This window comes from Sphingomonas lutea, assembly GCF_014396785.1.
In the GTDB taxonomy this organism is placed as follows: Bacteria; Pseudomonadota; Alphaproteobacteria; order Sphingomonadales; family Sphingomonadaceae; genus Sphingomicrobium; species Sphingomicrobium luteum.
Genome location: NZ_CP060718.1, coordinates 1,428,662 through 1,452,898 on the forward strand (window position 1 = coordinate 1,428,662; position 24,237 = coordinate 1,452,898).

Sequence of the window (24,237 nt, forward strand, 5' to 3'; positions counted from 1 at the left end):
CTATTTCTTCTTCGGGTTCTTCTTGACCTTCGAGGCGTAGAGCAAGGCGGCGACGATCGCGGCCGACCCAATCCCGACGGCAACGCCCGCCTTGACGAGTTTGGTCCGGCGCTCCTCCGGTCCCTTGCCGGTTTCGTCGTCGCTCATCCTTCACTCCATGGTCGTGACGCTGGCTTGCCGTCTATGGATTTCGTGTCCGGATGTGAAGCGGCATGAGCGCGCGCTTCAAGCCGTTTCCGCCACTGAACGGTGCGCAGGCGCGCGCCGCCGACCCCATGGTCCATGCGGCGCTTTCCGCCTCCGCCGGAAGCGGCAAGACGCAAGTGCTGACCGCGCGCGTGCTGCGCTTGCTGCTCAAGGGTGCGCGCCCCGAATCGATCCTGTGCCTGACCTTCACCAAGGCCGCCGCCGCCGAGATGGCCAACCGCGTCGGCGCGCGCCTGGCGCAATGGGTGCGGCTCAAGGACAGCGATCTTGCCATCGAACTCGACCGCCTGGGCGAGCGCAACGACCCGCCCACCCGCGAACGCGCGCGCAAGCTGTTCGCGCGCGTGCTCGATTGTCCCGGCGGCCTGCGCATCCAGACCATCCACAGCTTCGCCCAGTCGCTGCTCGCGGCCTTTCCCGCCGAGGCGGGAATCACGCCAGGCTTCCAGCCGATCGAGGGCCGCGCCGAGCAGGAGCTGGTGCGCCGAACTCTCGCCGATCTGCTTTCGATCGCCGAAGCGCGGGAGGATGTGCGGTTGATCGACGACGTGAAGGTGCTCAGCCGCCGCCTCGGCGAAGCCCGCGCCGTCGAATATTTGCAGGCCTGTGCGCGCAGCGCCGAGGCCTTTGCGGGCTTCGCTTCGCCGGACCTGATCGAGCCCGCGATGCGCCGAACGATCGGCGTTCCCGAGGGCTCGACCGAAGATTATATCGCCGAGCAATGCGGGGACAGCGGGTTCGACTGCGACCTGCTCCGCGCGGTCGCTGACGCCAATCGCCGCTGGGGCGCGCAGACCGGATTGCAAAATGCGCGCGCGATCGAAGACTGGCTGGCGCTGACCCCGATCGAGCGCGCGGCGCAGCTGGGAGAGCTGCGCAAGGTCGTCCTCACCGAGAAAGGCACGGCCAAGGTGACGGCCGGGCAGACGCGCGCCGAGCCGCATTACGAAACCCATGCCGGACGGCTCGCCAACCTGATCGGCAATCTTCTCGACCAGCAGGATGGCGCGCGACTTGCGGCGGAAATGTCCGCGGGCCTGCGCGCGGGCTTTGCCTTTGCCGAGGCCTACACCCGCGCCAAGCGCGCCGCGGGGGTCGCCGATTTCGACGACCTCATCCAGTGGACGCGCAAGCTGCTGACGACGCCGGGCATGGGCGATTGGGTGCGCTTCAAGCTCGACCGGCAAGTCGACCATGTGCTGATCGACGAAGCGCAGGACACCAATGCGCCGCAATGGGAAATCATCCATCGTATCGTCGAGGAGTTTTTCACCGGGTCGAGCGAGACCGAGCGGCGCTGGCGCACCTTGTTCATGGTCGGCGATTTCAAGCAGGCCATCTACGGCTTCCAGGGCACCGATCCGCACGCGTTCGAGGCCGCGCGGCAGGATTTCCGGGTCAAGGCCGAGAGCCTGAGCTTCCGCGATGATTTGTTCTCCTCCACCGGCGATGCCGCGCGCGAGTTCCGCGACTTGTCGATCGCCGCCAGTTTCCGTTCGGCGCAGCCGGTCCTCGACGTCGTCGACGCGGTGATCGGACACCTCGGCCACGGCGCGCTGGCGCTGCCTGAGCCGCCGCCGCCCCACCGCGCGCATCACGCAACGCGTGCCGGACTTGTCGAGCTGTGGGAGCCATTCGCGGTGACCGAGGACGATGAGGACGAGACCGGCGAGGAACGCTGGGTCGACCTTCGCGACCGGCTCTACGCAGAAGCGCTCGCCACCCGCATCCGCGCCCTTGTCGACGAAGCGCCTATGCTCGAATCGACGGGCAATCGCCTGACGCCCGGCGACATCCTCGTCCTGGTCCGCAGCCGCGGCGAGCTGGCTTCGTTACTCGTCGCGCGCCTGCTGGCCCGGCGCATCCCCGTGGCGGGGGTCGACCGGCTGCACCTCCAGGAGCCGCTCGCGGTCCAGGATCTGCTCGCCGCAGTGCGTTTCGCGGTGCAGCCCGACGATGATTTGAGCCTTGCCGAGCTGCTCGTCTCGCCGCTGATCGGCTGGGACCAAGAGCAGCTTCGCGAGCTGGCGTTCGGCCGCAACCGCAGCCTCTGGGCCGAACTCCGCCATCGATCCGATGAGATGGCGTTGCTTCGAACCGCACGCGATACGCTCGCCGAGCTGCTGCGCATTGCCGATTTCGTGACGCCGTCACGCTTCCTCGAGACGATCCTTTCGGGTCCAATGCAGGGGCGGCGCAAGCTTTACGCGCGGCTCGGCCTCGCGTCGCGCGACCCGATCGACGAGTTGATGACCAGCGCACTGGATTTCGAGCGCAACGAAACGCCTTCGCTCGATCGCTTTCTGTCGTGGTTCGATCGCGGCGACGTCGATGTCCAGCGCGATCCCGGCCAGCCGAGCAATGAGGTGCGGGTGATGACCGTGCACGGCGCCAAAGGGCTTGAAGCGCCGGTGGTCATCCTCGCCGATGCCACTGCGGATCCGGGAAAGCTCGGCCGCATTCCGCTGACTCTCGATTTCCCACTGGACGACCATGGCAAGCTCCCGCTTCTCCGTCCGAAGAAGGCGGAGCGGCGCGCGCCATTCGATGCCCTGATCGACCGGCAGGACGAGCGCGACCTGCAGGAGCATTGGCGGCTGCTCTACGTCGCGCTGACCCGCGCGGCGGACCGGCTGATCGTCGCCGGAGTCGCGCCGCGGCGGGATCGCCCGGCCAATTGCTGGCACCTCGCCGTCGAGCGCGCGCTGGACTCGCTCGGCGCCGAGGCGGTTGCGGACGGGGAGGAGCGAACGAGGCGCGTCTATGGTTCGGCGTCGGGTTTGCGTGCGCCAGCCGCGCGGCAAGTCCAGCCGCCGCCTGTGGCGCTGCCGGGCTGGGTGCATACCCCGGCGCCGGTCGAGGAGCGCCCACCGCGCCCGCTCGCGCCGTCGGCCATCGGCACTAACGATGAGGCGGCGCCGGCGCCCACCGCCGCGATGCGCGCGGCGGCGCAGCGGGGCACGATTATCCACTTGCTCCTCGAGCGATTGGTCGCTGTTCCCCCCGACACGCGCAAGGTGACGGCCGAGGCCTGGCTCGAGCGGAGCGCGGGCGTCGACGACGCTACGGCGCGGCACGAGATTGCAGAGCAAGTCTGCGATATTCTCGCCGACCCGCGCTTCGCGCCCTTGTTCGGCCCCTCCTCGCTCGGCGAAGCGCCGATCGCCGCGACCTTACCCGACGGACGCGTGATTGCCGGGACGATCGATCGGCTGCTGATCGAGGAAACCGAGGTCTCGGTGATCGATTTTAAGACCGGCCGCGTGCCGGACAGCGCGGCCGACGTTCCGCCATCGCACCGCGCGCAGATGTCCGCTTATGAAGAGGCGCTGCGCGTCATCTTTCCGGGCCGGCGCATCCGCGCATCGCTGCTCTACACCGCCGCGCCGCGCCTGTTCGAACTGAGCGCTTGAGAGGGCAGGGTAAAGACACCATATCGCGCTTCAACCACATCCCGGAGAGTCGCCGCCATGGGCACCAAAGCCGTCACCGATCAAAGCTTTTCCGCCGACGTTCTTGAGGCCGACGGTCCTGTCCTCGTCGACTTCTGGGCCGAATGGTGCGGCCCGTGCCGGATGATCGCTCCGGCGCTCGAGGAGATCTCGCAGGAGCTGGGTGAAAAAGTCACCATCGCCAAGCTCAACATCGATGAAAATCCGGATACGCCAAGCCGCTACGGCGTCCGCGGCATCCCGACCATGCTCCTCTTCAAGGGCGGACAGCCGATCGCTCAGAAGGTAGGCGCCGCGCCGCGCAGTCAGATTCAGCAGTGGCTTGAGGGCCAGATCGACGGGTCGGCTACCGCCCAGGTTTAATTGACTAGGTCCGGCGCGCTGCCTACATCGCCGCTCGCACGTGCGAGCGCGGCGCCGGGTCGTGTCGACCCGGCCGAACGCGAAGGCATTTAAGGAATACTATGATCGCCGGATTGGCAAAGAGCATCTTCGGATCGGCCAACGACCGCTATGTCCGAGGGCTCGGTAAATATGTCGACGCCGTCAACAGCCTCGAACCGTCGATCCAGGCGTTGAACGATGACGAATTGCGCGGACAGACCGAACTGTTCCGGCAGCGCTTGGCCAATGGCGAAAAGCTCGACAGCCTGCTCCCGGAAGCGTTTGCGACGGTGCGCGAGGCGGCGATCCGCACGCTGGGCCAGCGCCATTACGACGTCCAGCTGATCGGCGGGATTGCGCTTCATCGCGGCGAGATTGCCGAGATGAAGACCGGCGAGGGCAAGACGCTGGTGGCGACGCTTGCGGTCTATCTCAACGCCCTTGAGGGTAGGGGCGTCCACGTCGTCACCGTCAATGACTATCTCGCCCGCCGCGACGCAGACTGGATGGGCCAGATCTACCGCTTCCTCGGCATGACGGTCGGGGTCATCGTCCCCAACCTATCGGACGAGGAGCGCCGCGAGGCCTACAACAGCGACATCACCTACGCGACCAACAACGAGCTCGGCTTCGATTATCTGCGCGACAATATGAAATATTCGCGCGACGCGATGGTCCAGCGGCCGTTCAATTTCGCGATCGTGGACGAGGTGGACTCGATCCTGATCGACGAGGCGCGCACCCCGCTGATCATCTCCGGCCCGACCGACGACAAGTCCGATCTCTACATGTCGGTCGACGCGCTGGTGAAGACACTGGGCGAGGGCGACTACGAGAAAGACGAGAAGCAACGCTCGGTCGTCCTCACCGAGGATGGGACCGAAAAGGCCGAGCGAATGCTGGAGGAGGCGGGGCTCATCGAAGGCCGCAACCTCTACGACATCGCCAACACCCAGGTCGTCCACCACTTGAACCAGTCGCTCAAAGCGAACGTGATGTTCAAGAAGGACATCGATTACATCGTCAAGGACGGCAAGGTCGTCATCATCGACGAATTCACCGGCCGCATGATGGACGGGCGGCGCTGGTCCGACGGGCTTCACCAGGCGGTGGAGGCCAAGGAAGGCGTGACGATCGAGCCCGAAAACCAGACCCTCGCCTCGATCACCTTCCAGAATTACTTCCGCATGTATCCCAAGCTGTCGGGCATGACGGGTACGGCGATGACCGAAGCGCCCGAATTCTTCGATATCTACAAGATGAACGTGGTGTCGATCCCGACCAACGTCGATGTGAAGCGCATCGACGAGGACGACGAATTCTACAAGAATTTCACCGACAAGCTCGCCGCGATCGCCAAGGAGATCAAGGCGCGGCAGGAAAAGGGCCAGCCGGTCCTGGTCGGCACCGTGTCGATCGAAAAGTCCGAGATGCTCGGAGAATTCCTCACCAAGGAGGGGATCCAGCATTCGGTGCTCAACGCCCGCTTCCACGAGACCGAAGCGCATATCGTGGCGCAGGCGGGGCGGATGGGGGCGGTCACCGTCTCGACCAATATGGCCGGGCGCGGCACCGATATTCAGCTCGGCGGCAACCTGCCGTTCCGTATGCAGGACGAGCATCCCGACCTTGTGGCGGGAACGCCTGAGTACGAGGCAAAGGCCGAGCAGATCCGCGCCGAGATCGCGCAGGAAAAGCAGCGCGTGCTGGAAGTCGGCGGCCTGTTCGTGCTCGGCACCGAGCGCCACGAAAGCCGGCGCATCGACAATCAGTTGCGCGGTCGTTCAGGCCGCCAGGGCGACCCGGGCCTGTCGCGCTTCTACCTCAGCCTCGACGACGATCTTCTGCGCATCTTCGGCCCGCAAACCATGTTCGCGCGGTTGATGAACAAGAATCTGGAGGATGGCGAGGCGATCGTCTCTCCCTGGATCTCCAAGGCGATCGAAACCGCGCAAAAGAAGGTCGAGGCGCGCAACTACGACATTCGCAAGCAGGTCGTCGAATTCGACGACGTGATGAACGACCAGCGCAAGGTCATCTATGAGCAGCGCGCCGACATCATGGATGCGGACAGCGTCAGCGACGTCATCAACGACATGCGCGCCGAAACCGTCGTCGCGCTCGTTACCGTCCATTGCCCGCCCGCGACCTACCCCGAGCAGTGGGATGTCGAAGGCCTCAAGCGTGACCTGGACGAGGTGTTCGGCCTTCAGCCGCCAATCGACGATTGGATGCAGGAAGAGGCGGTCGAGCCCGAACTAATTATCGAGCGCGTCCAGCAGCTTGCCGATGAGCGGATGACGGCCAAGCTTTCGGAGGTCGAACCCGATCGCTGGACCGACATTGAAAAGCAGATCCTCATCCAAACGCTGGATCATCACTGGAAAGAGCATCTGGCGACCCTCGATGCGCTTCGCACCGTCATTCACCTGCGCAGCTACGCGCAGAAGAAGCCGATTGATGAATATAAGCAGGAGGCCTTTCTGCTGTTCGAGCGGCTGTTGGTTGCCATCCGCGAAGAGGTGACACGGGTGCTGATGCGCATCGAGGTGTCGTTCGACCCTCCGCCCTTGCCGGTCCTTCCGGACTTCATCACCCAGCATCTCGATCCCTTCTCCGGGGACGACGATACGGCGGATATCGATGCTTCGACGGGCGCGATATTGTCGAACATCCCGAACCTCAACATTCCCCAGCCGCAAATGCCGCGCGGTGAGGCGGCGGGTGGCGTCGTCGAAGCCCCGGTCAGCCGCAACTCGCCTTGTCCGTGCGGATCGGGCAAGAAGTACAAGCATTGCCACGGACAGCCCGCGTAGCGTCGGGGGTGGCGCCGCCGCGCATCGCCCGCGTTGCCGTTCGCGATGCCTATCGCCCGGAAGAGGATCGGGTGGTTGCCGAGCGACTTGCCCAGGCTAGGCTGACTCCTGCCCAGCAGGGCGAGTCCGCAGCAATGGCGAAGGCCCTGGTCAAGGGCGTTCGCGCCCATAAGCCGGCGGGCATCGACGCCTTCATGCAAGCCTACGACCTGGGTTCGGACGAGGGCATTGCGATGATGTGCCTGGCCGAGGCGCTCTTACGCATTCCCGACGCGCATACGGCGGACGAGCTGATCGCGGACAAATTGTCGGGGCCAGATTGGTCGGACAAGCTCGGCCGGTCGGACTCGGCCTTCGTCAATGCCGCGACTTTCTCGCTGCTGCTCACCGGGAAGGTGCTCGAAGGCGCCAACGACCGGTCGGACAATTGGCGCTCGGCGCTGGGCCGAGCGGTCGGTCGCCTTGGCGAGCCCGTTGTTCGCACTGCTGTGCGCGAGGCGATGAAGATCCTCGGCCGCAACTTCGTCTTTGGCCGGGACATCGACGAGGCGCTTAAGCGTGCCGCGCCCGAACGGCGCCAGGGCCTCAGCCACAGCTTCGACATGCTTGGCGAGGCGGCGCGGACGTTTGCGGATGCCGAGCGCTATGCCCGATCCTATCGCGGCGCGCTGGAAAGGATCGCTACCGATGCAGCCGGCGGTTTCCGCTCGGCGCCGGGCATCTCGGTCAAACTTACTGCGCTTCACCCGCGGTTCGAATGGAGCCATGCCGAGGACGCTGTTGCGGCGGTTCTGCCAACGGTCCGCGAACTGGCATTGTTGGCGTCCAAGGCCGACGTCCATCTCACGATCGACGCGGAAGAGGCCGACCGGCTCGAACTGCACATGGACGTGTTCGAGGCGCTGCTGGGCGATGACGAATTGTTCGCCAACGGCTGGGGCGGTTTCGGCATTGCGCTCCAGGCCTATCAAAAGCGCGCCGTGCCGCTGTGCGAATGGGTCGTGGAGGCAGCGCGTACGCACGGCCGGCAGCTCATGGTGCGCCTGGTCAAGGGCGCCTATTGGGACACGGAGATCAAGGCGGCGCAGGTCGCCGGATTGCCGGATTATCCGGTGTTCACGCGCAAGATCGCGACCGATGTGTCCTATCTCGCCTGTGCCAAGATCCTGCTCGATGCGGACGACGTCATCTACCCCGCGTTCGCGACGCACAACGCCAACACGATCGGTCAGGTGAAGGCCATCGCCAAGGGCCGGCCGTTCGAATTCCAACGCCTGCACGGGATGGGAGAAGGGCTCTATGCCGAACTCGCCAAGCTCGAAGAGGCAATTGGGGAGCCGCAAACGCCGGTTCGCATCTATGCGCCAGTCGGTAGCCACAAGGATTTGCTCGCCTATCTCGTCCGCCGCTTGCTCGAGAACGGTGCTAATTCGAGCTTCGTCAACCGTATCGCCGACGAGCAGGTGTCGGCCGACCAGCTAGTGATCGATCCGGTCGCTGAGCTCAGCGCGCTTCAGCCCAAGCGCAACCCTAAGATCATCCTACCGCGCGATGTTTTCGGTCCGCATCGCCACAACAGCGCAGGCGTCGACCTTAGCGACCCGCTGGTCCGCGAGCCGCTCATGGAGCGCCTCAAAGCGCTTGAGAGCCGCGAATGGACGGCCAAACCGGCGCTTGGCCAAGGCGAGGCCAAGCCCGTGACCTCACCGTTCGACAATCGCATCCGGGTCGGGACCGTGTTCGAAGCCACCGCCGCGGATGTCGATGCCATGGTTCGCGCCGGGCACGATGCCCAGGAAACGTGGGACGCGCTGGGTGGCGAAGCCCGGGCCCGCCTGCTCGATCGCACGGCGGACCTCTATGAAGAGCATCGCGAAGAGTTTTTCTCCTTGTGCATTCGCGAGGCGGGCAAGACCCTGGTCGATGCGGTGCTCGAAGTGCGCGAAGCGGTCGATTTCCTGCGCTTCTACGCGTCCGAAGCGCGGCGCCAGTTCACCCAGCCCTTGCCGCTGCCCGGCCCGACCGGCGAGCATAACGAGCTTCGCCTGCATGGTCGCGGCGTCTTTGCCTGCATCTCGCCGTGGAACTTCCCGCTGGCAATCTTCACCGGGCTGGTGGCGGCGCCTCTGGCCGCGGGCAATGCCGTCATCGCCAAGCCGGCGGGCCAGACGCCGCTGATCGGCGCGCTGGCGGTCGATCTCATGCACTGCGCCGGCATTTCGAAGGCCATTGCGCAGCTTGCGCCGGGGTCCGGCAGGGTCGTCGGCGGAACGCTGACCGCCCATCCCCTGCTGGCAGGCGTCGTTTTCACCGGATCGACGGGTACTGCGCGGACGATCAACCGCACGCTCGCCGAGCGGGACGGGCCGATTATCCCCTTCGTCGCCGAGACCGGCGGCCAGAATGCGATGATCGTCGACAGCTCGGCCCTTCCCGAGCAGGTCACGCGCGACGTTCTGTCCTCGGCCTTCCAGAGTGCGGGCCAGCGCTGCTCGGCCTTGCGCGTGCTGTTCGTCCAGGAGGATGTCGCCGACGGCATGATCGAGATGATTGCCGGGGGCATGCAGGCCTTGACCGTCGGCGATCCGCGGGAACTGACGACCGATGCGGGGCCGGTGATCGATGAAGCAGCGAAAAAGGCGCTCGACGATCACCTCGACTGGCTCGACGCCAACGCCAAAAAGATCGCGCGGATCGAGCTTCCCGAAAGCGCGAAGCACGGCAGCTTCGTTTCTCCGGCAATGTATGAGATTCAGTCGCTAAACCAATTGAATGACGAGAATTTCGGGCCGATCCTTCACGTTGTCCGTTTTGCTGCGGAAGACCTTCCCAAGGTCGTCGATGCGATCAACGCCACTGGCTTTGGCCTGACGCTTGGCCTGCAGAGCCGGATCGACACCGTCCGCGACTTTGTCCAGCGGCGCGCCCGGGTCGGCAACTTCTACGTCAACCGCAACCAAATTGGCGCCGTCGTGGAGAGCCAGCCATTCGGCGGTGAAGGCCTGTCGGGCACGGGACCCAAGGCCGGCGGGCCGCATTATGTCGCGCGCTTCGCGACCGAGCGCGTGACGTGCATCGACACGACCGCAGCGGGCGGCAACGCCAGCCTGATGGCCTCGATCGACGGCTGACCTGTCCCGGGCCGGGACTGCCCGGAGCGCCCGTCCAGTCTGATCGTTTTGCGGATGCGGGGTGGTCCACCGGACACGAACGCACCCCGTCGGAGCGGCCGGTCCCCGGGATCGGCCGCCCCGTTCATCTCGGCCGCCGGGATCGACGCCGCAACATCCGCCCGACCCAGGTATCGACGTAGCGGGGGCGGCGATGCGTTAAATAATACCAACCCCATAGCGAAATCAGCGCCGCGCCGAGTGTGTCGACCAGAAGGTCGCGCATCGTATCTGTCAGGCCTGATGGGTCGCCCGGCACCGGCTTTTGCATCGTGAGGCCAAAGAACTCGTCCATCCCGAACTCGAAAATCTCCCACAGCGCGCCGAGGCTCACGCTGAACAGGAAGGCGAACAGGGCGACGAACATGGGCCGCATCCGGAAATGCACCTGCGCACTCTGATTGAGGACAAAAGCGACGATGAAACCGACCAAGCCAAGCAACAGACCAGCGGTGGCGTGCAGTGCGATGTCCCACCACCAGAAGCGCTCATAGAAATCCCGGACTTCGCCCAGGAACAAACTTGCAAAGAGGAAAATGCTCGCGAGGATCTGAACCTCCGAGGGGATTTCGACGCCAAGACGTTGCCGCAGCACTTCAGGCACGATGATCGACGCCGACACCGCTATGACCAGGAAGACGTGCATCCACTCGCCATTGGCGATCAGGAAAATGGCCTCCAACGCCATGATCGCCTGCAGAGCAACAAGAACGAGAATGTGCGCGCGCCGTGCGACATGGCGGGATGCGCGGTCGATGGAAGCGTCGATCATCGCGAAAGAATGGCTCCCCGGGCCTGATTCGAACAGGCGGCCGTCCGATTAACAGTCGGATGCTCTACCGCTGAGCTACCGGGGAGCAGCCCTCAGCAAGTTCTGGGGGCAAGCGCGGGCTAGATAGCGAAAGGGCACCCAAACGCAAGGGTCTTAAGTCGCGAACTGCTCCATCGCGATGCGTTCGTCGAGGGCGTGTTCGGGATCGAACAGCAAGGTGAGCGAGCGCTCACGGTCGAGCGTGATTTCGACCCGCGTGACATCGCGCACTTCGGTCTGGTCGGCAACGGCGGAGACGGGGCGCTCTTCCGGGTCGAGGACGCGCAGGCAAACCGCCGTATCGTCGGGCAGGATCGCGCCGGACCAGCGCCGCGGCCGAAATGCACTGATCGGCGTCAACGCGAGCATTCGCGCCTGCAACGGCAGGATCGGCCCGCCCGCGGACAGATTATAGGCACTTGATCCTGCGGGCGTCGCGACGAGAACGCCGTCGCAGACCAACTCGGGTAGCGCGGCGCGTCCGTTGACCAGCACTTCGATCTTCGCCGTCTGGCGCGTTTCGCGCAGCAGCGACACTTCGTTGATCGCGGCGTGGGTGAAGGTCTCGCCCGACAGGGTCGTTGCGCGCATTTCCAGCGGGGTCACGCGGATTGCCTTGGCCGCGGCAATCCGCTCGGGCAGATTGTCGAGCCGCCACTCGTTCATCAGGAAACCGAAGGTGCCGCGGTTCATCCCGAATACAGGCTTGGGCGAACCACCCTCCAGCATCTCATGCAGCGTGTGCAGCATGTAGCCGTCGCCGCCCAGCGCGACGAGCGTGTGCGCATCCTCCGGGGCAAGGAAAAGATAGCGTTCACGGAGGAGCGCCTCGGCCGCCTGCGCTACTTCGCGGTTGGAGGCGAGGAGACCGATGCCAAGCGGGCGCAGGTCCACCAGGTCGTCGTCACTTTGCTGCGGGGCGTCAGGGCGCAAACATCGGTCCTAAGGCTGCTTCGCTCGGCCCAGAGCATATGAGCATCCGCCGCGCTCGTCACTGTCCCGTTTCGGGTCGCGGCCCGGGCGCGGGGTTACCGGAGGCGAGGGCGGGCGATACCCCCGGCGCATGTTCAAGTTTCCTAGCGTATTCGAGTGGGGGCGGCGGGCGTCGGATCGTCGAGAGCCGGCGCCCGCCATGCCCACCCGCGACCGTCTCCTCGAAAGCGCGATTTCGCTCGAGCAGATCGAGGTTCAGTACCAGCCGATCATCGAGCCGCGTAGCGGGCGGATCGTCGGCGCCGAGGCCCTGGCGCGCTCCCGCATTTGCAACTCCGCCACAGCCTTGTTCGAACGTGCGGCGGCGGGACGCCTCGACCAGCGACTGTCGCGCCTGGTGCAGCGCAAAGCCCTGCGCTCGGCGGCGGTGTGGGAAGGACCGCTCAAGGACCTCAAGCTATCGATCAACCTGCTGCCGGCCGATCTGGCCAATCCGGGCTTCGAGCGCTGGCTGCTCGACGAGATCGACGCTTCGGGCATCGCGCCAGCGCGGGTAACGGCGGAAATCACCGAAAGCGCGCTGCTCGAAGATCGCGAAGCGGTGGCCGATCGCCTCGCCTCGCTCCGCGCCGCGGGCGTCACCGTCGCCGTGGATGATTTCGGAACCGGTTATGCGAGCCTCGCATATCTGACCGCGCTTCCGCTCGACATGCTCAAGATCGATCGCGGCCTTGTCACCGATATCGCCGATCGCGAACGCGACCGGATCGTCGTCCAGGCAATCATCCGCCTCGCGCACGAACTTGGCCTGAAGGTGCTGGTGGAGGGCGTCGAGAGCACCGCCCAATTGGTCCTGCTGTGCGAATGGGGCTGCGATCTGTACCAGGGCTTTATCGGCGCCGGGGCGCTGACCGAGCTCGAGCTGGCGCGGTTCGTCGCGGCGACGACTGCGGAGGCGGCTTAGGCCGGCTCCAGTTCGGGCTTCACCGCGGCTTCGCCCGCCGCCGCGACCCGCGCCAGGCCGCGTGACAGTTGCAGCGCACCATTTAGCCGCGCTTCGGGCGTTGCCCAGTCGCGTGACAGCGCCATCTTGCTGTCCGGCCGAAGCTTCGCCGCGCCCTTCAACCGATCCATGTAGCCCAGCAGCCCAGGCAGGTCGGGGAAGCCGCTGTCGGCGAAGGTTATGACAGCGCCCTTCGGCCCGGTGTCGAGCTTGGCGATCATCGCCTGCTTGGCGTTGAGCTTGACTTCGACGATCTTCATCAAATTCGCGGTTTCCTCTGGCAAGGCGCCGAAGCGGTCGATCAGCTCGGCGGCGAACGCGTCGATGGCCGCGCGGTCGTCGAGCTCGCCGAGCCGCCGGTAAAGGCCCATGCGCAGGTCGAGATCGGGAACGTAGGCCTCGGGGATCATGATGGGGGCATCGACGCTGATCTGCGGCGAGAAGTCCTCGGTCCGCGCCGTGCCGCCAGCCTTGAGGTCGACGATCGCATCCTCAAGCATCGATTGGTAAAGCTCGAACCCCACCTCCTTGATGTGCCCCGATTGCTCGTCGCCGAGCAGATTGCCGGCACCGCGAATGTCGAGATCGTGGCTGGCGAGCTGGAAGCCCGCGCCGAGGCTGTCGAGCTCGGCCAGCACGTGCAGGCGTTTCTGCGCCGCCTCGGTGATCGACCGGTTCGACGGCATCGTCAGATAGGCATAAGCGCGCGTCTTCGACCGGCCGACGCGGCCGCGCAGCTGGTAAAGCTGGGCCAGCCCGAAGCGGTCCGACCGATAGACGATCAACGTATTCGCGGTCGGGATGTCGAGCCCGCTTTCGACGATCGTGGTCGACAGCAGAACGTCATATTTGCGGTCGTAGAAGGCGCTCATGCGCTGCTCGACCTCGGTCGCGCTCAGCTGTCCGTGCGCGGTGATGAACTTCACCTCGGGCACCTGCTCGCGCAGCCATTCCTCGATGTCGGGCAAGTCGGCGACGCGCGGCACGACGAAGAAGCTCTGCCCGCCGCGATAATGTTCGCGCAGCAACGCTTCGCGCAGCACGACCTGGTCCCACGGCGTGACATAGGTGCGAACCGCCAGGCGATCGACCGGCGGGGTCTGGATGACGCTGAGGTCGCGCAGGCCGCTCATCGCCATTTGCAGCGTTCGCGGAATTGGGGTGGCGGTCAGCGTCAGCACATGGACGTCGGCGCGCAGGGCCTTCAAGCGCTCCTTGTGCGCGACCCCGAAATGCTGCTCTTCGTCGACGATCACCAGGCCGAGCCGCTTGAATTCTATCGTCTTTGCAAGAAGCGCGTGGGTGCCGATGACAATGTCGACCGTCCCGTCGGCCAGGCCTTCCTTGGTCGCCTTGGCCTCGGCCGCGGGCACAAGCCGCGACAAGCGCCCGATCTTGATCGGGAAGCCCTGCAGCCGTTCCTCGAAGTTCCGATAGTGCTGCCGCGCCAGCAATGTCGTGGGGCAGATCAACGCGACCTGCTTGCCCGACATCGCCATGACGAATGCGGCGCGCAGCGCCACCTCGGTTTTGCCGAAGCCTACGTCGCCGCACACCAAACGGTCCATCGGCTTACCCGATTCCAAATCGCCCAGGACGTCGGCGATCGCGCGCTCTTGGTCGTCGGTCTCTTCGTACGGGAAGCGGTCGACGAATTGCGGATAGCTGGCGTCGGTTTCGGCGATGATTCCCGCGCGGGTCGCGCGCAGCGCCGCGGTCTTGATGAGTTCGCCCGCAATCTCGCGGATGCGCTCCTTCATCTTCGACTTGCGACGCTGCCAGCCTTCGCCGCCCAGGCTGTCGAGCGTTACGCCCTCGCTCTCGCTGCCATAGCGGGTCAGCAGCTCGATATTTTCGACCGGCACGTAGAGCTTGTTGCCGCGCGCATATTCCAGCGCGACGCAATCGTGCGGTACCTTGCTGACCGGGATCTGCGTCAGCCCCTCGTAGCGGCCGATGCCATGTTCGGCGTGCACCACCAGATCGCCGGGTGAGAGCGTCGCCAATTCCTGCAGGAAGGCGTCCGCCGCGCGGCGTTTCTTGCGTCGCCGGACGAGACGGTCGCCGAGCATGTCCTGCTCGGTAAGCACCGCGACGTCGGGCGTGGTGAAGCCATGCTCAAGCGGCAGCACCAGCAACACGGGGTGGGTCTTGCTGCCGAGCGCTTCCTGCCAGGTGTCGACCGCCTTCTGCGCCTTCACCCCATGGTCTTCGAGCAGGCCGCTCAGCCGTTCTCGCGCGCCGCGCGTGTAGCTTGCCAGAACGATCTTGCGGCCGTCCTTGCGCAGCTTGGCGATATGCTTGGCCACCGCTTCGTAGACATTGGCCTGCTGCGTCCGTTCGGGCGCGAAATCCCGCGCGGCCTCGACCCCGAAATCGATCGTCCGCACTGATTCCGCTTCAGGGAAGGGCGAGGCAAGGTGGATCGGACGCGCGTCCGCCTCTCGCGCCCACTCTTCCTTCGAAAGGTACAATTTGTCGGGTTCGAGCGGGCGGTAGCTGCCCGGTTGGCCAGCCATCGCACGGACGCGATTCTGATAGTAATCGTCCACCGCGTCGCGCCGTGCCTCGAGCGCCTTGTCCGCGGCGGAATCGCGAATGATGATATCGTCTTCGCCGAGGTGGTCGAACAGCGTTGCAAGCTTGTCCTCAAGCAGGGGCAGCCAATGCTCCATCCCCGCCATGCGTCGCCCGTCGGACACCGCCTGATAAAGCGGATCGCCGGTCGCGGTGGCGCCGAATGTCTCGCGATAGCGCGAGCGGAAGCGCTTGATCGCCTCCTCGTCGATCAGCGCTTCGGACGCGGGCATCAGCGTGAACGCCTTCGCCCGTTCGGTCGATCGTTGGTCGACGGGATCGAACCGCCGGAGTGAATCGATCTCATCGCCAAAGAAATCGAGGCGGAGCGCGAGCGGCTCGCCCGCCGGGAACAGGTCGATGAGCGAACCGCGCACCGCATATTCGCCGGCTTCCGCGACCGTGTCGGTGCGCTGGTAGCCGAGCGCATTGAGCTGGCGCACCAGTTCGTCGCGGTCGATCCGTTCGCCCTGCGCGATCCGCCGCGTCAGCTGGCGGATGCGGAACGGCGTCAGGACACGCTGGCTAGCCGCGCTTGCCGTCGTGACCAGCATTTGCGGCCAATCACGCTTCTCCTGGAGGGCGTTCAAGGCCGCGAGACGCTCGGCCATCGTCCGCAACGCAGGGGAGGAGCGGTCGTAGGGCAGGCAATCCCAGGCGGGCAGGGTGACGACGTCGATTTCGGGCGCGAACAAAGGCGCCGTCTCGGCCAGCGCGCGCATCGCGGCTTCGTCGGCCGCGATGATCACCGCCCGGCCCTTGCCCCCGCCGTGCGCGGCACGCGCAAGATCGCCGGCGAGCAGAGCGAGGAAACCGGTCGGAACGCCAGCAAGGGTGAGTGGCGACGATGCCTTTAGGACGCGCTGCAGCGGCTCGCTCATTTGGCCACCCGGATGTAATTCAGCTTGCGCAAATCCTCGATCATCGGACCCGCGAAGCGCTCGGGCGGCGCGGCGGTTCCGAGCGCCCAGGCCATGATGTCGACGTCCTGCTCATCGAGTATTTGGGCGAAGGTCGCGCGCTGTGCCGCATCCCACGTCGCATGATGCGCGTCGAAAAAGCCGCCGATCAGCAAGTCTGCTTCCTTGGTGCCACGATGATGCGCGCGCCACTGCAGGCGCTTGATGTCGACGTCGATGGTCATGAGTGCCCTCCATCTAGGGGGCGCGCGCGCGCTGTGCTAGTCGCCGGCGCGGGGGATTCATGCAGCAGGCGCCAGCCAAGGACCGCATCCAATTGGTAGATGCCCTGCGCGGCTTTGCCTTGCTTGGCATCTTCCTGGCCAACATCCTGATCTTTTCGGGCTGGGAATTCCTGACGGACGCCGGGCGCGCCGCGCTGGCCGACGCAAGCGCGATCGATTGGCAGCACCGCTTCCACAAATTTTTCGTCGACGGCAAATTCTACACCCTCTTCTCCATGCTGTTCGGGGCAGGCTTCGCGCTTCAGCTGGAGCGGCTGACGCAGCGCGGCGCCGACGGCCTGCGCATCTACCGCCGCCGAGTCCTGATCCTGCTCGGCATCGGCCTCGTCCATCAGTGGCTGATCTGGGACGGCGATATTCTGGTGCTTTACGCGCTCATGGGTCTGATCCTGCCCGCCTTCCATCGCCTGTCGGATCGCGCGCTGCTCGCGTGGAGTGCGCTGCTCATCTTCGCGGTCCCGATCGCCGGCGTACTGACCGTGAACGCCGCGGGCTGGCCACCTGACGCGGGCTTGTTGGCGCTGAGCGAGCGGGTCGCCGTGGCGCTGGGCGCGGTCAACCCGCAGGACGGCGTCACCTGGCTTCGGCGGACGGACTTCGACGGTTGGTTCTCCTGGGTCATGAGTGGGCCAATCTATTCGTGGGGCATCCGGCTGATGAGCTGGCGCATCTTCAAGGTGCTCGGAATCATGCTGCTCGGCATGTGGATCGGGCGTCGCGTTGCCAGCGGATCGCTGCTCAACGACCGCCGCTTGCTGTGGCGTGTGCTGGCCGGCGGCCTCTTGATTGGTGTGCCGGCGAATGTCGCTTACACGTACGGCAAGCAGTGGCAGACGGATTGGCCGTCGCTGATCGGGACGGTCCCGCTCGCCCTCGCTTATGCCGCCGCGTTCGCGCTCGCCTGGCCCCGCGCGCAACGCGTGCTCGGCATTTTCAGCTTTCCTGGGCGGATGGCGCTGACCAATTATCTGACCCAGTCGATCATCTGCATTCTCGTCTTCTACGGCTTCGGCCTGGGGCAGGTCGGCTATTGGCCGCCGGCGGCATTCTACACGTTCGCGCTCGCCGTCTTCCTCGTTCAACTCTTGCTGTCGCGCTGGTGGCTTCGACACCATGCGCAGGGGCCGATGGAAGCCCTGTGGCGGCGCGGGACCTATAGCGGTAGGGTGACGCGGGCGGCCGCCCCGGGCTAATCCGGCAATCGATGCGTCCCGAGATTCTCAACCCGTTGTTCACTGAGGTGGAGGCGCTCAAGGGCGTCGGGCCGCAGGTTGCAAAGACGCTCAAGCGGCTGAAGCTCGAGCGACTGGTCGACCTGCTCTACCATTTGCCGACCGGGGCGATCGAGCGTGTCCGCGCGCCGGCCGCCAGCGCCGCCTTGCTCGGCCGCCATGTCATCCTCGACGTGACGCCGTTCGAAACGCGCCAGGCACGCTCGGGCCGCGGGCCGTTCCGCGTGCTCGCCGGCGATGCCGACGGCAACACCATCACGCTCATCTACTTCAACAACCCAGGCTGGGCGCGGAAGACTCTGCCGATGGGTGAGGCGCGCACCGTGTCGGGCAAGCTCGAAGCCTATGGCGACGAATGGCAGATCATCCATCCTGAGGTTGCCGAGCCGGGCGGCGCGCAGCAGCCGGCGCTGCGCGAACCCGTCTATCCGTTGACCGAAGGCCTGACCAACCGGCGAATGGGCGAGCTTGCGGCGACGGCTCTCGAGCGTGCGCCCGAGCTGCCCGAATGGGTCGAGCCGGGCCTGGTGTCGCGCGAGGGCTGGCGGCCGTGGCGCGCGGCACTGGCGCAGGCGCATCGCGAGCCCGGATCGGACGACGCCAGGCGCCGGCTGGCCTATGACGAAGTGTTCGCCAACCAGCTTGCGCTGCTGCTTCTCCGGCAATCGCAGCGCCGGCACCGCACCAACGCGTTGCCAGGCGACGAACGGCTGACCGGCGCGCTTCGCCTGCCTTATCAGCTGACGGGCGCCCAGCGCCGGGTGATCGAGGAAATCCGCGGCGATTTGGCGCAGCAGGTGCCGATGCTGCGCCTGCTCCAGGGCGATGTCGGTTCGGGCAAGACCCTGGTCGCGCTCATGGCGATGCTCGTCGCGGTTGAATCGGGGGCGCAGGCGGCGTTGCTTGCGCCGACCGAAATCCTCGCGCGCCAGCATCATGCGACCCTCCTCGGCCAGCTGGACAGCCTTGGCGTGCGCGTCGCCATCCTCACCGGCCGCGAAAAGGGCAGGGCGCGCGAAAGCGTGCTGATGGGCCTCGCCGACGGATCGGTCGACATCCTGGTCGGCACCCACGCGATCTTTCAGGAAAAGGTCGCGTATCGAAACCTCGGGCTCGCGGTGATCGACGAGCAGCATCGCTTCGGCGTTTCGCAGCGACTGCTGCTTTCATCCAAGGCCGAACGGCCGCCACATTTGCTGGTCATGACCGCGACGCCAATCCCGCGTACGCTGACGCTGACCCAATATGGCGAAATGGACGTCAGCCGGATCGACGAGATGCCGCCCGGGCGCACGCCCATCGAAACGCTCGTGATCAGCGACGAAAAACTGGCCGACGTCATCGGCGGCCTCGCGCGTCACGCGGAAAACGGCGGCCAGGCCTATTGGGTCTGTCCGTTGGTTGACGAGAGCGAAAAGAGCGATGCCGCCGCAGCCGAAGAGCGCGCGCAGGTTCTGCGCCTGCGCCTCGGCGGGGACAGGGTGGGGCTGGTCCATGGCCGGATGAAGGGGCCGGAAAAGGACGCGGTGATGACCGCCTTTGCCTCGGGCAGCTTGGCGGTGCTCGTCGCCACGACGGTAATCGAAGTCGGCGTCGACGTGCCCAATGCGACCCTGATGATCGTCGAGGGTGCCGAGCGCTTTGGCTTGGCTCAGCTTCACCAGCTGCGCGGACGCGTCGGGCGCGGATCAGGCAAGAGCACGTGCCTGCTGATCCGCGGGCAGAACCTGACCGAATCGGGACGCGCGCGCCTGGCGCTGATGCGCGAGACAAATGACGGTTTCCGCATTGCGGAGGAGGACTTGCGGCTGCGCGGGCCGGGCGAGATCCTCGGGCTTCGTCAGTCGGGCGAGGAGGCGTTCCGCGTCGCGACCGTCCAGGATGTCGAACAACTCGCGCCGATTGCGCAAAGCGACGCCCAGCTTCTGCTCGACCGCGATGGCGGGCTGACCGGCGAGCGCGGCCGGGCCGCGCGGGTATGCCTCTATCTGTTCGAACGCGACCAGGCGGTGGGGCTCATCCGCTCAGGCTAGGCGGTGAGCAGTCCGTGCTTCTTTTTGCCAAGGCTGAGCTTGCCTTTGGTGACGACCAATGCCGGATCGCTGACGACGGCGTCATCCAACCGTACCGCGCCTTCGGCGATCTTGCGTTTTGCTTCTCCGTTGGACGCGCAGAAGCCGAGGCCCGTCAGTGCGGCGAGAATCGATATCCCCCCGCCCGTCGACAAGCTCGGAAGGTCGGCGCTGGCGCCACCGGCGAAGGTCTCCGCGGCGGTGCGCTTCGCCTTTTCGGCATGTTCACGCCCGTGCAGCATCGCCGTCGCTTCGGTCGCTAGAACGATCTTGGCTTGGTTGATCTCGGCGCCTTGCAACCCCTCGAGCCGGGCAATCTCGTCCAGCGGCAAATCGGTGAACAGGCGCAGGAATTTCGCGACGTCGGCGTCGGCCGTATTCCGCCAGAACTGCCAGTAATCGTAAGGGCCTAGCTGGTCGGCGTTGAGCCAGACCGCGCCCTGCGCCGTCTTGCCCATCTTGCCGCCGTCCGCGGTAGTGATGAGCGGCGTCGTCAGGCCGAAGACCTCTGTCCCGTCCATCCGCCGCGTCAGCTCGATGCCGTTGACGATATTCCCCCATTGGTCGGATCCGCCCATCTGCAGGCGGCAGCCTTCGCGCCGGGACAGTTCACGGAAATCATAGCCCTGCAGGATCATATAGTTGAATTCGAGAAAGCTGAGCGACTGCTCGCGGTCGAGACGCAGTTTGACCGAATCGAAGCTCAGCATCCGATTGACCGAGAAATGCTGCCCGACCTCCCGCAGGAACGGCACATATTCCAGGCGATCGAGCCAGTCGGCATTGTCGGCCATGATCGCGTCCGCCGGTCCGTCGCCGAAGGTCAGGAAGCTTTCGAACACCCGCTTGATGCTCGCAATATTGGCGTTGATCGTTTCCGCCGTGAGCAGCTTGCGCGCTTCGTCCTTGAAGCTGGGATCGCCGATCTTCGACGTGCCGCCGCCCATCAGCACGATCGGGCGATGTCCCGCTTGCTGCAAACGGCGAAGCAGCATGATCTGAACCAGGCTGCCGACATGCAAGCTCGGCGCCGTGGCATCGAACCCGATATAGCCGGTGACGACCTCACGCGCCGCCAGCGCGTCGAGCGCCTCCGCGTCCGTGACTTGATGGATGTAGCCGCGCTCGTCGAGCAGCTGGAGGAGGGGCGAGCGATAGGTCATGATCGCCGCTTAGCGTGACGCCCCGCGCGCTGCTACTGCGTCGCGATGCAGCTCAGTCTGGTTCCGCATCCGCAGTCGCCACCGTCCGACCCGTCGTTCAGGCTCTGGGTGGATCTGCAACATGCCGGATCATTGGGCGCGAAGGCGACGACAAACCTTTGGTTCTGCGTCGGTGCGCCGATGTCGCGTTTCGTCATCCCGGCGCCCGGCGACCCAGAGAGGACCGACGATTTGTGGCAGGCGACCTGCTTCGAAGCCTTCCTCAAAGCCGACGGCCAACCCCATTACCAGGAATGGAATTTCGCGCCGTCGGGTAATTGGGCGGCGTACGATTTCACCGACTACCGAAGCGATCGAACTGACGCTCCGGTCACGCAGCCGCCGTACGTCCGGTTGCAGGACAATTTCACTTGGTGGCAGCTTGGCGCGACCTTTGCGGTCGAGGCGCGCGCCGACTGGACCTTGGGCTTGTCGGCGATCCTCATCGAGCAGGACGGAACGAAATCTCATTGGGCGCTGGCGCACGGCGCGGGTGAGCCCGATTTCCACGACCCGGTTTGCTTCGCTGCGCGGCTTCCCTAACACGCCGTCATGACCCTGTTCGGAATCGACCGGCTGCTTGCCGAGCCGGAACTTCGCCGCCCTCTCGAAGGCAAGCGCGTCGCGCTGCTCGCCCATCCGGCGTCGGTGACGCGCGACCTGACGCACAGCCTCGACGCGTTGGTCGCGGCCGGCCTCAACGTCTCGGCGGTGTTCGGGCCGCAGCATGGCGTGCGCGGCGACCTCCAAGACAATATGATGGAATCGCCCGACTTCACCGACCCGACCTACGGCGTGCCGGTGTTCAGCCTGTATGGCGAGGTCCGCCGGCCCACGGGCCAGTCAATGAGTACCTTCGACGTCCTGCTGGTTGATCTGCAGGATCTCGGCTGCCGCATCTACACCTACGTCACGACCTTGCTCTACGTTCTCGAAGCTGCCGCCGAACACGGCAAGGCGGTATGGGTGCTCGACCGTCCCAACCCCGCCGGCCGCCCGGTCGAGGGGCTGACGCTCCGTCCGGGCTGGGAAAGCTTCGTCGGCGCGGGGCCATTCCCGATGCGCCACGGACTGACGCTCGGCGAGCTCGGCGCCTGGTTCGTCGATCATTTCAAGCTCGACGTCGATTATCGCGTGATCGAAATGACGGGCTATGCGCCCGACGCCGCGCCGGGTTTCGGTTGGCCGGCGGAACGCATCTGGATCAATCCCAGCCCCAATGCCGCCAACCTCAACATGGCGCGCGCTTACGCCGGTACCGTGATGCTCGAGGGGACCAATCTGAGCGAGGGCAGGGGTACCACGCGTCCGCTAGAGCTGTTCGGCGCGCCGGATCTCGCGCCCCGCGAGGTCATGGCGGAAATGGCGCGGATCGCGCCCGACTGGCTCCGCGGCTGTAGGCTGCGCGAGGTCGCGTTCCAGCCGACCTTCCACAAGCACCAGGGGGAGCTGTGCCACGGCATCATGATCCATGCCGAGGGCGACGGATACGATCATCAAGCCTTCCGCCCGTGGCGGCTGCAGGCGCTCGGCTTCAAGTCGATCCGCAATCTTCATCCGGACTATGACCTGTGGCGCGACTTTCCCTATGAATATGAATTCGACAAGCTTGCGATCGACGTCATCAACGGATCGTCGCTCCTGCGCGAATGGGTTGATGACCGCACGTCCGAAGCCGGCGATCTCGACCAGCTGACCCGTCCGGACGAAGAATCATGGGCGAAAGACCGGGAACGGTTCCTGCTTTACGCCTAGGCCGTGAGGGAATCCTTGAGATTTCCGTTACGGGTCGTACCAATCCGCCTGTCTAGATCGATGAACCTGCTTGGGGAGATCGAAAATGCGCGCAGGGTGGTTGGTGGTCGCGGTAAGCGTCCTGGCGTCTCAAGCATCGGCGGCGCAGGTCGCGAGTTCGAACTCGGCGGCGGTACCGGATCGCGCAAAGCTGGAGCGCGAAGCCAAAAACTGGGAAACCCTGCACAAGTTGTACCCTAAGCAGTCGCTGGCGGCGGGCGAGCAGGGTTTGGTGGGATTTCTGATCGGAATTGACGCGGCAGGCAGCCCGACCAAGTGCCAGATCACGCATACGAGCGGCTACAAGACGCTGGATGAAGAAACTTGCAAGCTCATCATGGTGCACGCGACGTTCAAGCGCCCGGCAGGGCTGAGCCTGTCGCAGGAGCGCACCTATGAAGGCGTGGTCAACTGGAAGCTTCCGTCGACACCGCTCGCCGCGGTGCCCGAAATACCCAAGCCCGTGCTCGCCTCCGCTGCACCGGAGCCGCAAATCTGCAAACGGACCGTGCGCGTGGGAACGCTGGCCGGCTTCGAACGGACGTGCATGACCCAGCGCGAATGGGACAAGGCAACGCAGGATACGCAGGATTATTGGAATGATCTGCAAGGCCGGAAGGGATCGTCGCGATGCCCGCCCGGCAGTGAGTCTTGCTGACGTCGATTACCCGTAAGCCATAAGGATAGTTCAGGAGCACCCGATGCGTATTGTTGTTCTACTTCTTAGCGCGACCTTTGCCGGATTGTCGGTGCCGGCTGCGGCCGAAACGTCAACCGCGGCGCAAAACGCCCGCGACATGGCGAATCTCAGCGTGCTGCAATCCTATTATCCGGCGCGCGCCTTGGCTGCCCGCGAACAGGGCCCTGTCGGCTTCCGCGTCAAGATCGACGCGTCGGGCCAGCCGACCGAATGCCAGGTGACGCAAAGCAGCGGTTACCCCCTGCTCGACAAGGAGACGTGCGACCTCATTACCCTGCGTGCCGTGTTCAAGCGCGCCGAAGGGGTCAGCGGGTCGCAAGTGTCGACGCACGATGGCGTGGTCAATTGGAAGCTTCCGGATTCGATGTCGATCAAGACGCTGACGTCGCCGCAGCGGGTCGCGACCGCCGTCGCGCCCGAAAAGAAGATCTGCAAGAAATCGGTAAAGACCGGGTCGTTGGTAGCGACCGAGCGGGTCTGCATGACTTCGTCCCAATGGAAGCGCCAGTCGGATGAATCCAAGCAATTCTGGGAAGAAAACAGCCGCAAGGGCTCGACCTCGGGCAACTAGGCGACATTGACCTCATAAGCCGGCGGCGCCCCCTTTGCCGCCGGCTTTGTTGTGGTTAACGAAAGAGTAGCTCTTCGCCCCTATGCCGTCCCCAGGAATGCAAGGGGGA

17 protein-coding genes and 1 tRNA gene are annotated in these 24,237 nt (G+C 65.2%); 11 read left to right on the forward strand and 7 right to left on the reverse strand.

The genetic code is table 11. The annotated features are described in order from the left end of the window. Window positions 1-147 (reverse strand): hypothetical protein, encoded by a 147-nt coding sequence (locus H9L13_RS07400; RefSeq protein WP_187540442.1) that lies wholly within the window; start codon window positions 145-147, stop codon window positions 1-3. A 65-nt stretch (window positions 148-212) separates the two neighbouring features. On the opposite strand from H9L13_RS07400, the gene addA reads away from it, so the two are divergent. The 4 genes from addA (at window position 213) to putA (ending at window position 9,990) form a co-directional block, all read left to right on the forward strand. Further along, a complete protein-coding gene (gene addA / locus H9L13_RS07405; protein ID WP_187537133.1) occupies window positions 213-3,620 on the forward strand; it encodes a double-strand break repair helicase AddA in 3,408 nt (1,135 codons plus the stop codon). A gap of 57 nt (window positions 3,621-3,677) precedes the next feature. Further along, the gene (trxA, locus tag H9L13_RS07410; RefSeq protein WP_187537134.1) at window positions 3,678-4,022 is read left to right on the forward strand and encodes a thioredoxin TrxA; all 345 of its coding nucleotides are present in this window, start codon (window positions 3,678-3,680) and stop codon (window positions 4,020-4,022) included. A gap of 101 nt (window positions 4,023-4,123) precedes the next feature. After that, window positions 4,124-6,859 (forward strand): preprotein translocase subunit SecA, encoded by a 2,736-nt coding sequence (gene secA, locus H9L13_RS07415; RefSeq protein ID WP_187537135.1) that lies wholly within the window; start codon window positions 4,124-4,126, stop codon window positions 6,857-6,859. Next, entirely contained in the window at window positions 6,838-9,990 is a 3,153-nt protein-coding gene (gene putA, locus H9L13_RS07420; protein ID WP_187537136.1) for a bifunctional proline dehydrogenase/L-glutamate gamma-semialdehyde dehydrogenase PutA, read from the forward strand. Before secA ends, putA begins: the two co-directional genes overlap by 22 nt. A gap of 124 nt (window positions 9,991-10,114) precedes the next feature. On the opposite strand, the gene H9L13_RS07425 is transcribed toward putA, so the two are convergent. The 3 genes from H9L13_RS07425 to H9L13_RS07435 all read right to left on the reverse strand — a co-directional run bounded on the left by H9L13_RS07425 (window position 10,115) and on the right by H9L13_RS07435 (window position 11,728). Next, on the reverse strand, window positions 10,115-10,801 hold the full coding sequence (locus H9L13_RS07425) for a DUF2238 domain-containing protein (protein WP_187537137.1): 687 nt from the start codon (window positions 10,799-10,801) through the stop codon (window positions 10,115-10,117). 10 nt (window positions 10,802-10,811) lie between these two features. Further along, window positions 10,812-10,886, reverse strand: a tRNA-Asn gene (locus H9L13_RS07430). A 68-nt stretch (window positions 10,887-10,954) separates the two neighbouring features. After that, on the reverse strand, window positions 10,955-11,728 hold the full coding sequence (locus H9L13_RS07435; RefSeq protein WP_187540236.1) for an NAD kinase: 774 nt from the start codon (window positions 11,726-11,728) through the stop codon (window positions 10,955-10,957). 244 nt (window positions 11,729-11,972) lie between these two features. Between H9L13_RS07435 and H9L13_RS07440 the strand changes: the two genes are divergently transcribed. Next, window positions 11,973-12,737 carry an EAL domain-containing protein gene (locus H9L13_RS07440; protein ID WP_187537138.1) on the forward strand — a complete coding sequence of 255 codons (765 nt, stop codon included), beginning with the start codon at window positions 11,973-11,975 and terminating at the stop codon, window positions 12,735-12,737. Here the strand turns inward: H9L13_RS07440 and mfd are convergent. Both mfd and H9L13_RS07450 read right to left on the reverse strand, forming a co-directional pair. After that, window positions 12,734-16,234, reverse strand: coding sequence for a transcription-repair coupling factor (mfd, locus tag H9L13_RS07445; protein ID WP_187537139.1), 3,501 nt, complete (start codon window positions 16,232-16,234; stop codon window positions 12,734-12,736). The two genes, H9L13_RS07440 and mfd, sit on opposite strands and share 4 nt — an antisense overlap. Further along, complete coding sequence (locus tag H9L13_RS07450; RefSeq protein ID WP_187537140.1) at window positions 16,231-16,497, reverse strand: FAD assembly factor SdhE; 267 nt, start codon at window positions 16,495-16,497, stop codon at window positions 16,231-16,233. Before H9L13_RS07450 ends, mfd begins: the two co-directional genes overlap by 4 nt. 59 nt (window positions 16,498-16,556) lie before the next feature. Here H9L13_RS07450 and H9L13_RS07455 point away from each other — a divergent pair, with 59 nt between their 5' ends. After that, window positions 16,557-17,750 carry a DUF418 domain-containing protein gene (locus H9L13_RS07455; RefSeq protein WP_187537141.1) on the forward strand — a complete coding sequence of 398 codons (1,194 nt, stop codon included), beginning with the start codon at window positions 16,557-16,559 and terminating at the stop codon, window positions 17,748-17,750. Between the two features lie 11 nt (window positions 17,751-17,761). After that, complete coding sequence (gene recG, locus H9L13_RS07460) at window positions 17,762-19,822, forward strand: ATP-dependent DNA helicase RecG (RefSeq protein ID WP_187537142.1); 2,061 nt, start codon at window positions 17,762-17,764, stop codon at window positions 19,820-19,822. Here the strand turns inward: recG and tyrS are convergent. Beyond that, window positions 19,819-21,024, reverse strand: a complete 1,206-nt coding sequence (gene tyrS / locus H9L13_RS07465) for a tyrosine--tRNA ligase (RefSeq protein WP_187537143.1) — start codon at window positions 21,022-21,024, stop codon at window positions 19,819-19,821. The two genes, recG and tyrS, sit on opposite strands and share 4 nt — an antisense overlap. A 180-nt stretch (window positions 21,025-21,204) precedes the next feature. On the opposite strand from tyrS, the gene H9L13_RS07470 reads away from it, so the two are divergent. From H9L13_RS07470 to H9L13_RS07485, 4 genes are all read left to right on the forward strand, one after another. Continuing rightward, entirely contained in the window at window positions 21,205-21,606 is a 402-nt protein-coding gene (locus tag H9L13_RS07470; RefSeq protein WP_187537144.1) for a DOMON-like domain-containing protein, read from the forward strand. A gap of 9 nt (window positions 21,607-21,615) precedes the next feature. Continuing rightward, window positions 21,616-22,818, forward strand: a complete 1,203-nt coding sequence (locus H9L13_RS07475; RefSeq protein WP_187537145.1) for an exo-beta-N-acetylmuramidase NamZ family protein — start codon at window positions 21,616-21,618, stop codon at window positions 22,816-22,818. An 85-nt stretch (window positions 22,819-22,903) separates the two neighbouring features. Beyond that, complete coding sequence (locus H9L13_RS07480; RefSeq protein ID WP_187537146.1) at window positions 22,904-23,515, forward strand: energy transducer TonB; 612 nt, start codon at window positions 22,904-22,906, stop codon at window positions 23,513-23,515. A 43-nt stretch (window positions 23,516-23,558) separates the two neighbouring features. Next, window positions 23,559-24,128: an energy transducer TonB gene (locus H9L13_RS07485; protein ID WP_187537147.1), complete on the forward strand. Its 570-nt coding sequence runs from the start codon at window positions 23,559-23,561 to the stop codon at window positions 24,126-24,128. The last annotated feature ends 109 nt before the right edge of the window (window positions 24,129-24,237 follow it).

Excerpts from the sequence above, each read along its gene's own strand:
- H9L13_RS07400 (WP_187540442.1), bottom strand. The coding sequence starts at position 147 with ATGAGCGACGACGAAACCGGCAAGGGACCGGAGGAGCGCCGGACCAAA.
- addA (WP_187537133.1), top strand. The coding sequence starts at position 213 with ATGAGCGCGCGCTTCAAGCCGTTTCCGCCACTGAACGGTGCGCAGGCG.
- trxA (WP_187537134.1), top strand. The coding sequence starts at position 3,678 with ATGGGCACCAAAGCCGTCACCGATCAAAGCTTTTCCGCCGACGTTCTT.
- secA (WP_187537135.1), top strand. The coding sequence starts at position 4,124 with ATGATCGCCGGATTGGCAAAGAGCATCTTCGGATCGGCCAACGACCGC.
- H9L13_RS07425 (WP_187537137.1), bottom strand. The coding sequence starts at position 10,801 with ATGATCGACGCTTCCATCGACCGCGCATCCCGCCATGTCGCACGGCGC.
- H9L13_RS07440 (WP_187537138.1), top strand. The coding sequence starts at position 11,973 with ATGCCCACCCGCGACCGTCTCCTCGAAAGCGCGATTTCGCTCGAGCAG.
- mfd (WP_187537139.1), bottom strand. The coding sequence starts at position 16,234 with ATGAGCGAGCCGCTGCAGCGCGTCCTAAAGGCATCGTCGCCACTCACC.
- H9L13_RS07450 (WP_187537140.1), bottom strand. The coding sequence starts at position 16,497 with ATGACCATCGACGTCGACATCAAGCGCCTGCAGTGGCGCGCGCATCAT.
- H9L13_RS07455 (WP_187537141.1), top strand. The coding sequence starts at position 16,557 with ATGCAGCAGGCGCCAGCCAAGGACCGCATCCAATTGGTAGATGCCCTG.
- recG (WP_187537142.1), top strand. The coding sequence starts at position 17,762 with ATGCGTCCCGAGATTCTCAACCCGTTGTTCACTGAGGTGGAGGCGCTC.
- tyrS (WP_187537143.1), bottom strand. The coding sequence starts at position 21,024 with ATGACCTATCGCTCGCCCCTCCTCCAGCTGCTCGACGAGCGCGGCTAC.
- H9L13_RS07470 (WP_187537144.1), top strand. The coding sequence starts at position 21,205 with ATGTCGCGTTTCGTCATCCCGGCGCCCGGCGACCCAGAGAGGACCGAC.
- H9L13_RS07475 (WP_187537145.1), top strand. The coding sequence starts at position 21,616 with ATGACCCTGTTCGGAATCGACCGGCTGCTTGCCGAGCCGGAACTTCGC.
- H9L13_RS07480 (WP_187537146.1), top strand. The coding sequence starts at position 22,904 with ATGCGCGCAGGGTGGTTGGTGGTCGCGGTAAGCGTCCTGGCGTCTCAA.
- H9L13_RS07485 (WP_187537147.1), top strand. The coding sequence starts at position 23,559 with ATGCGTATTGTTGTTCTACTTCTTAGCGCGACCTTTGCCGGATTGTCG.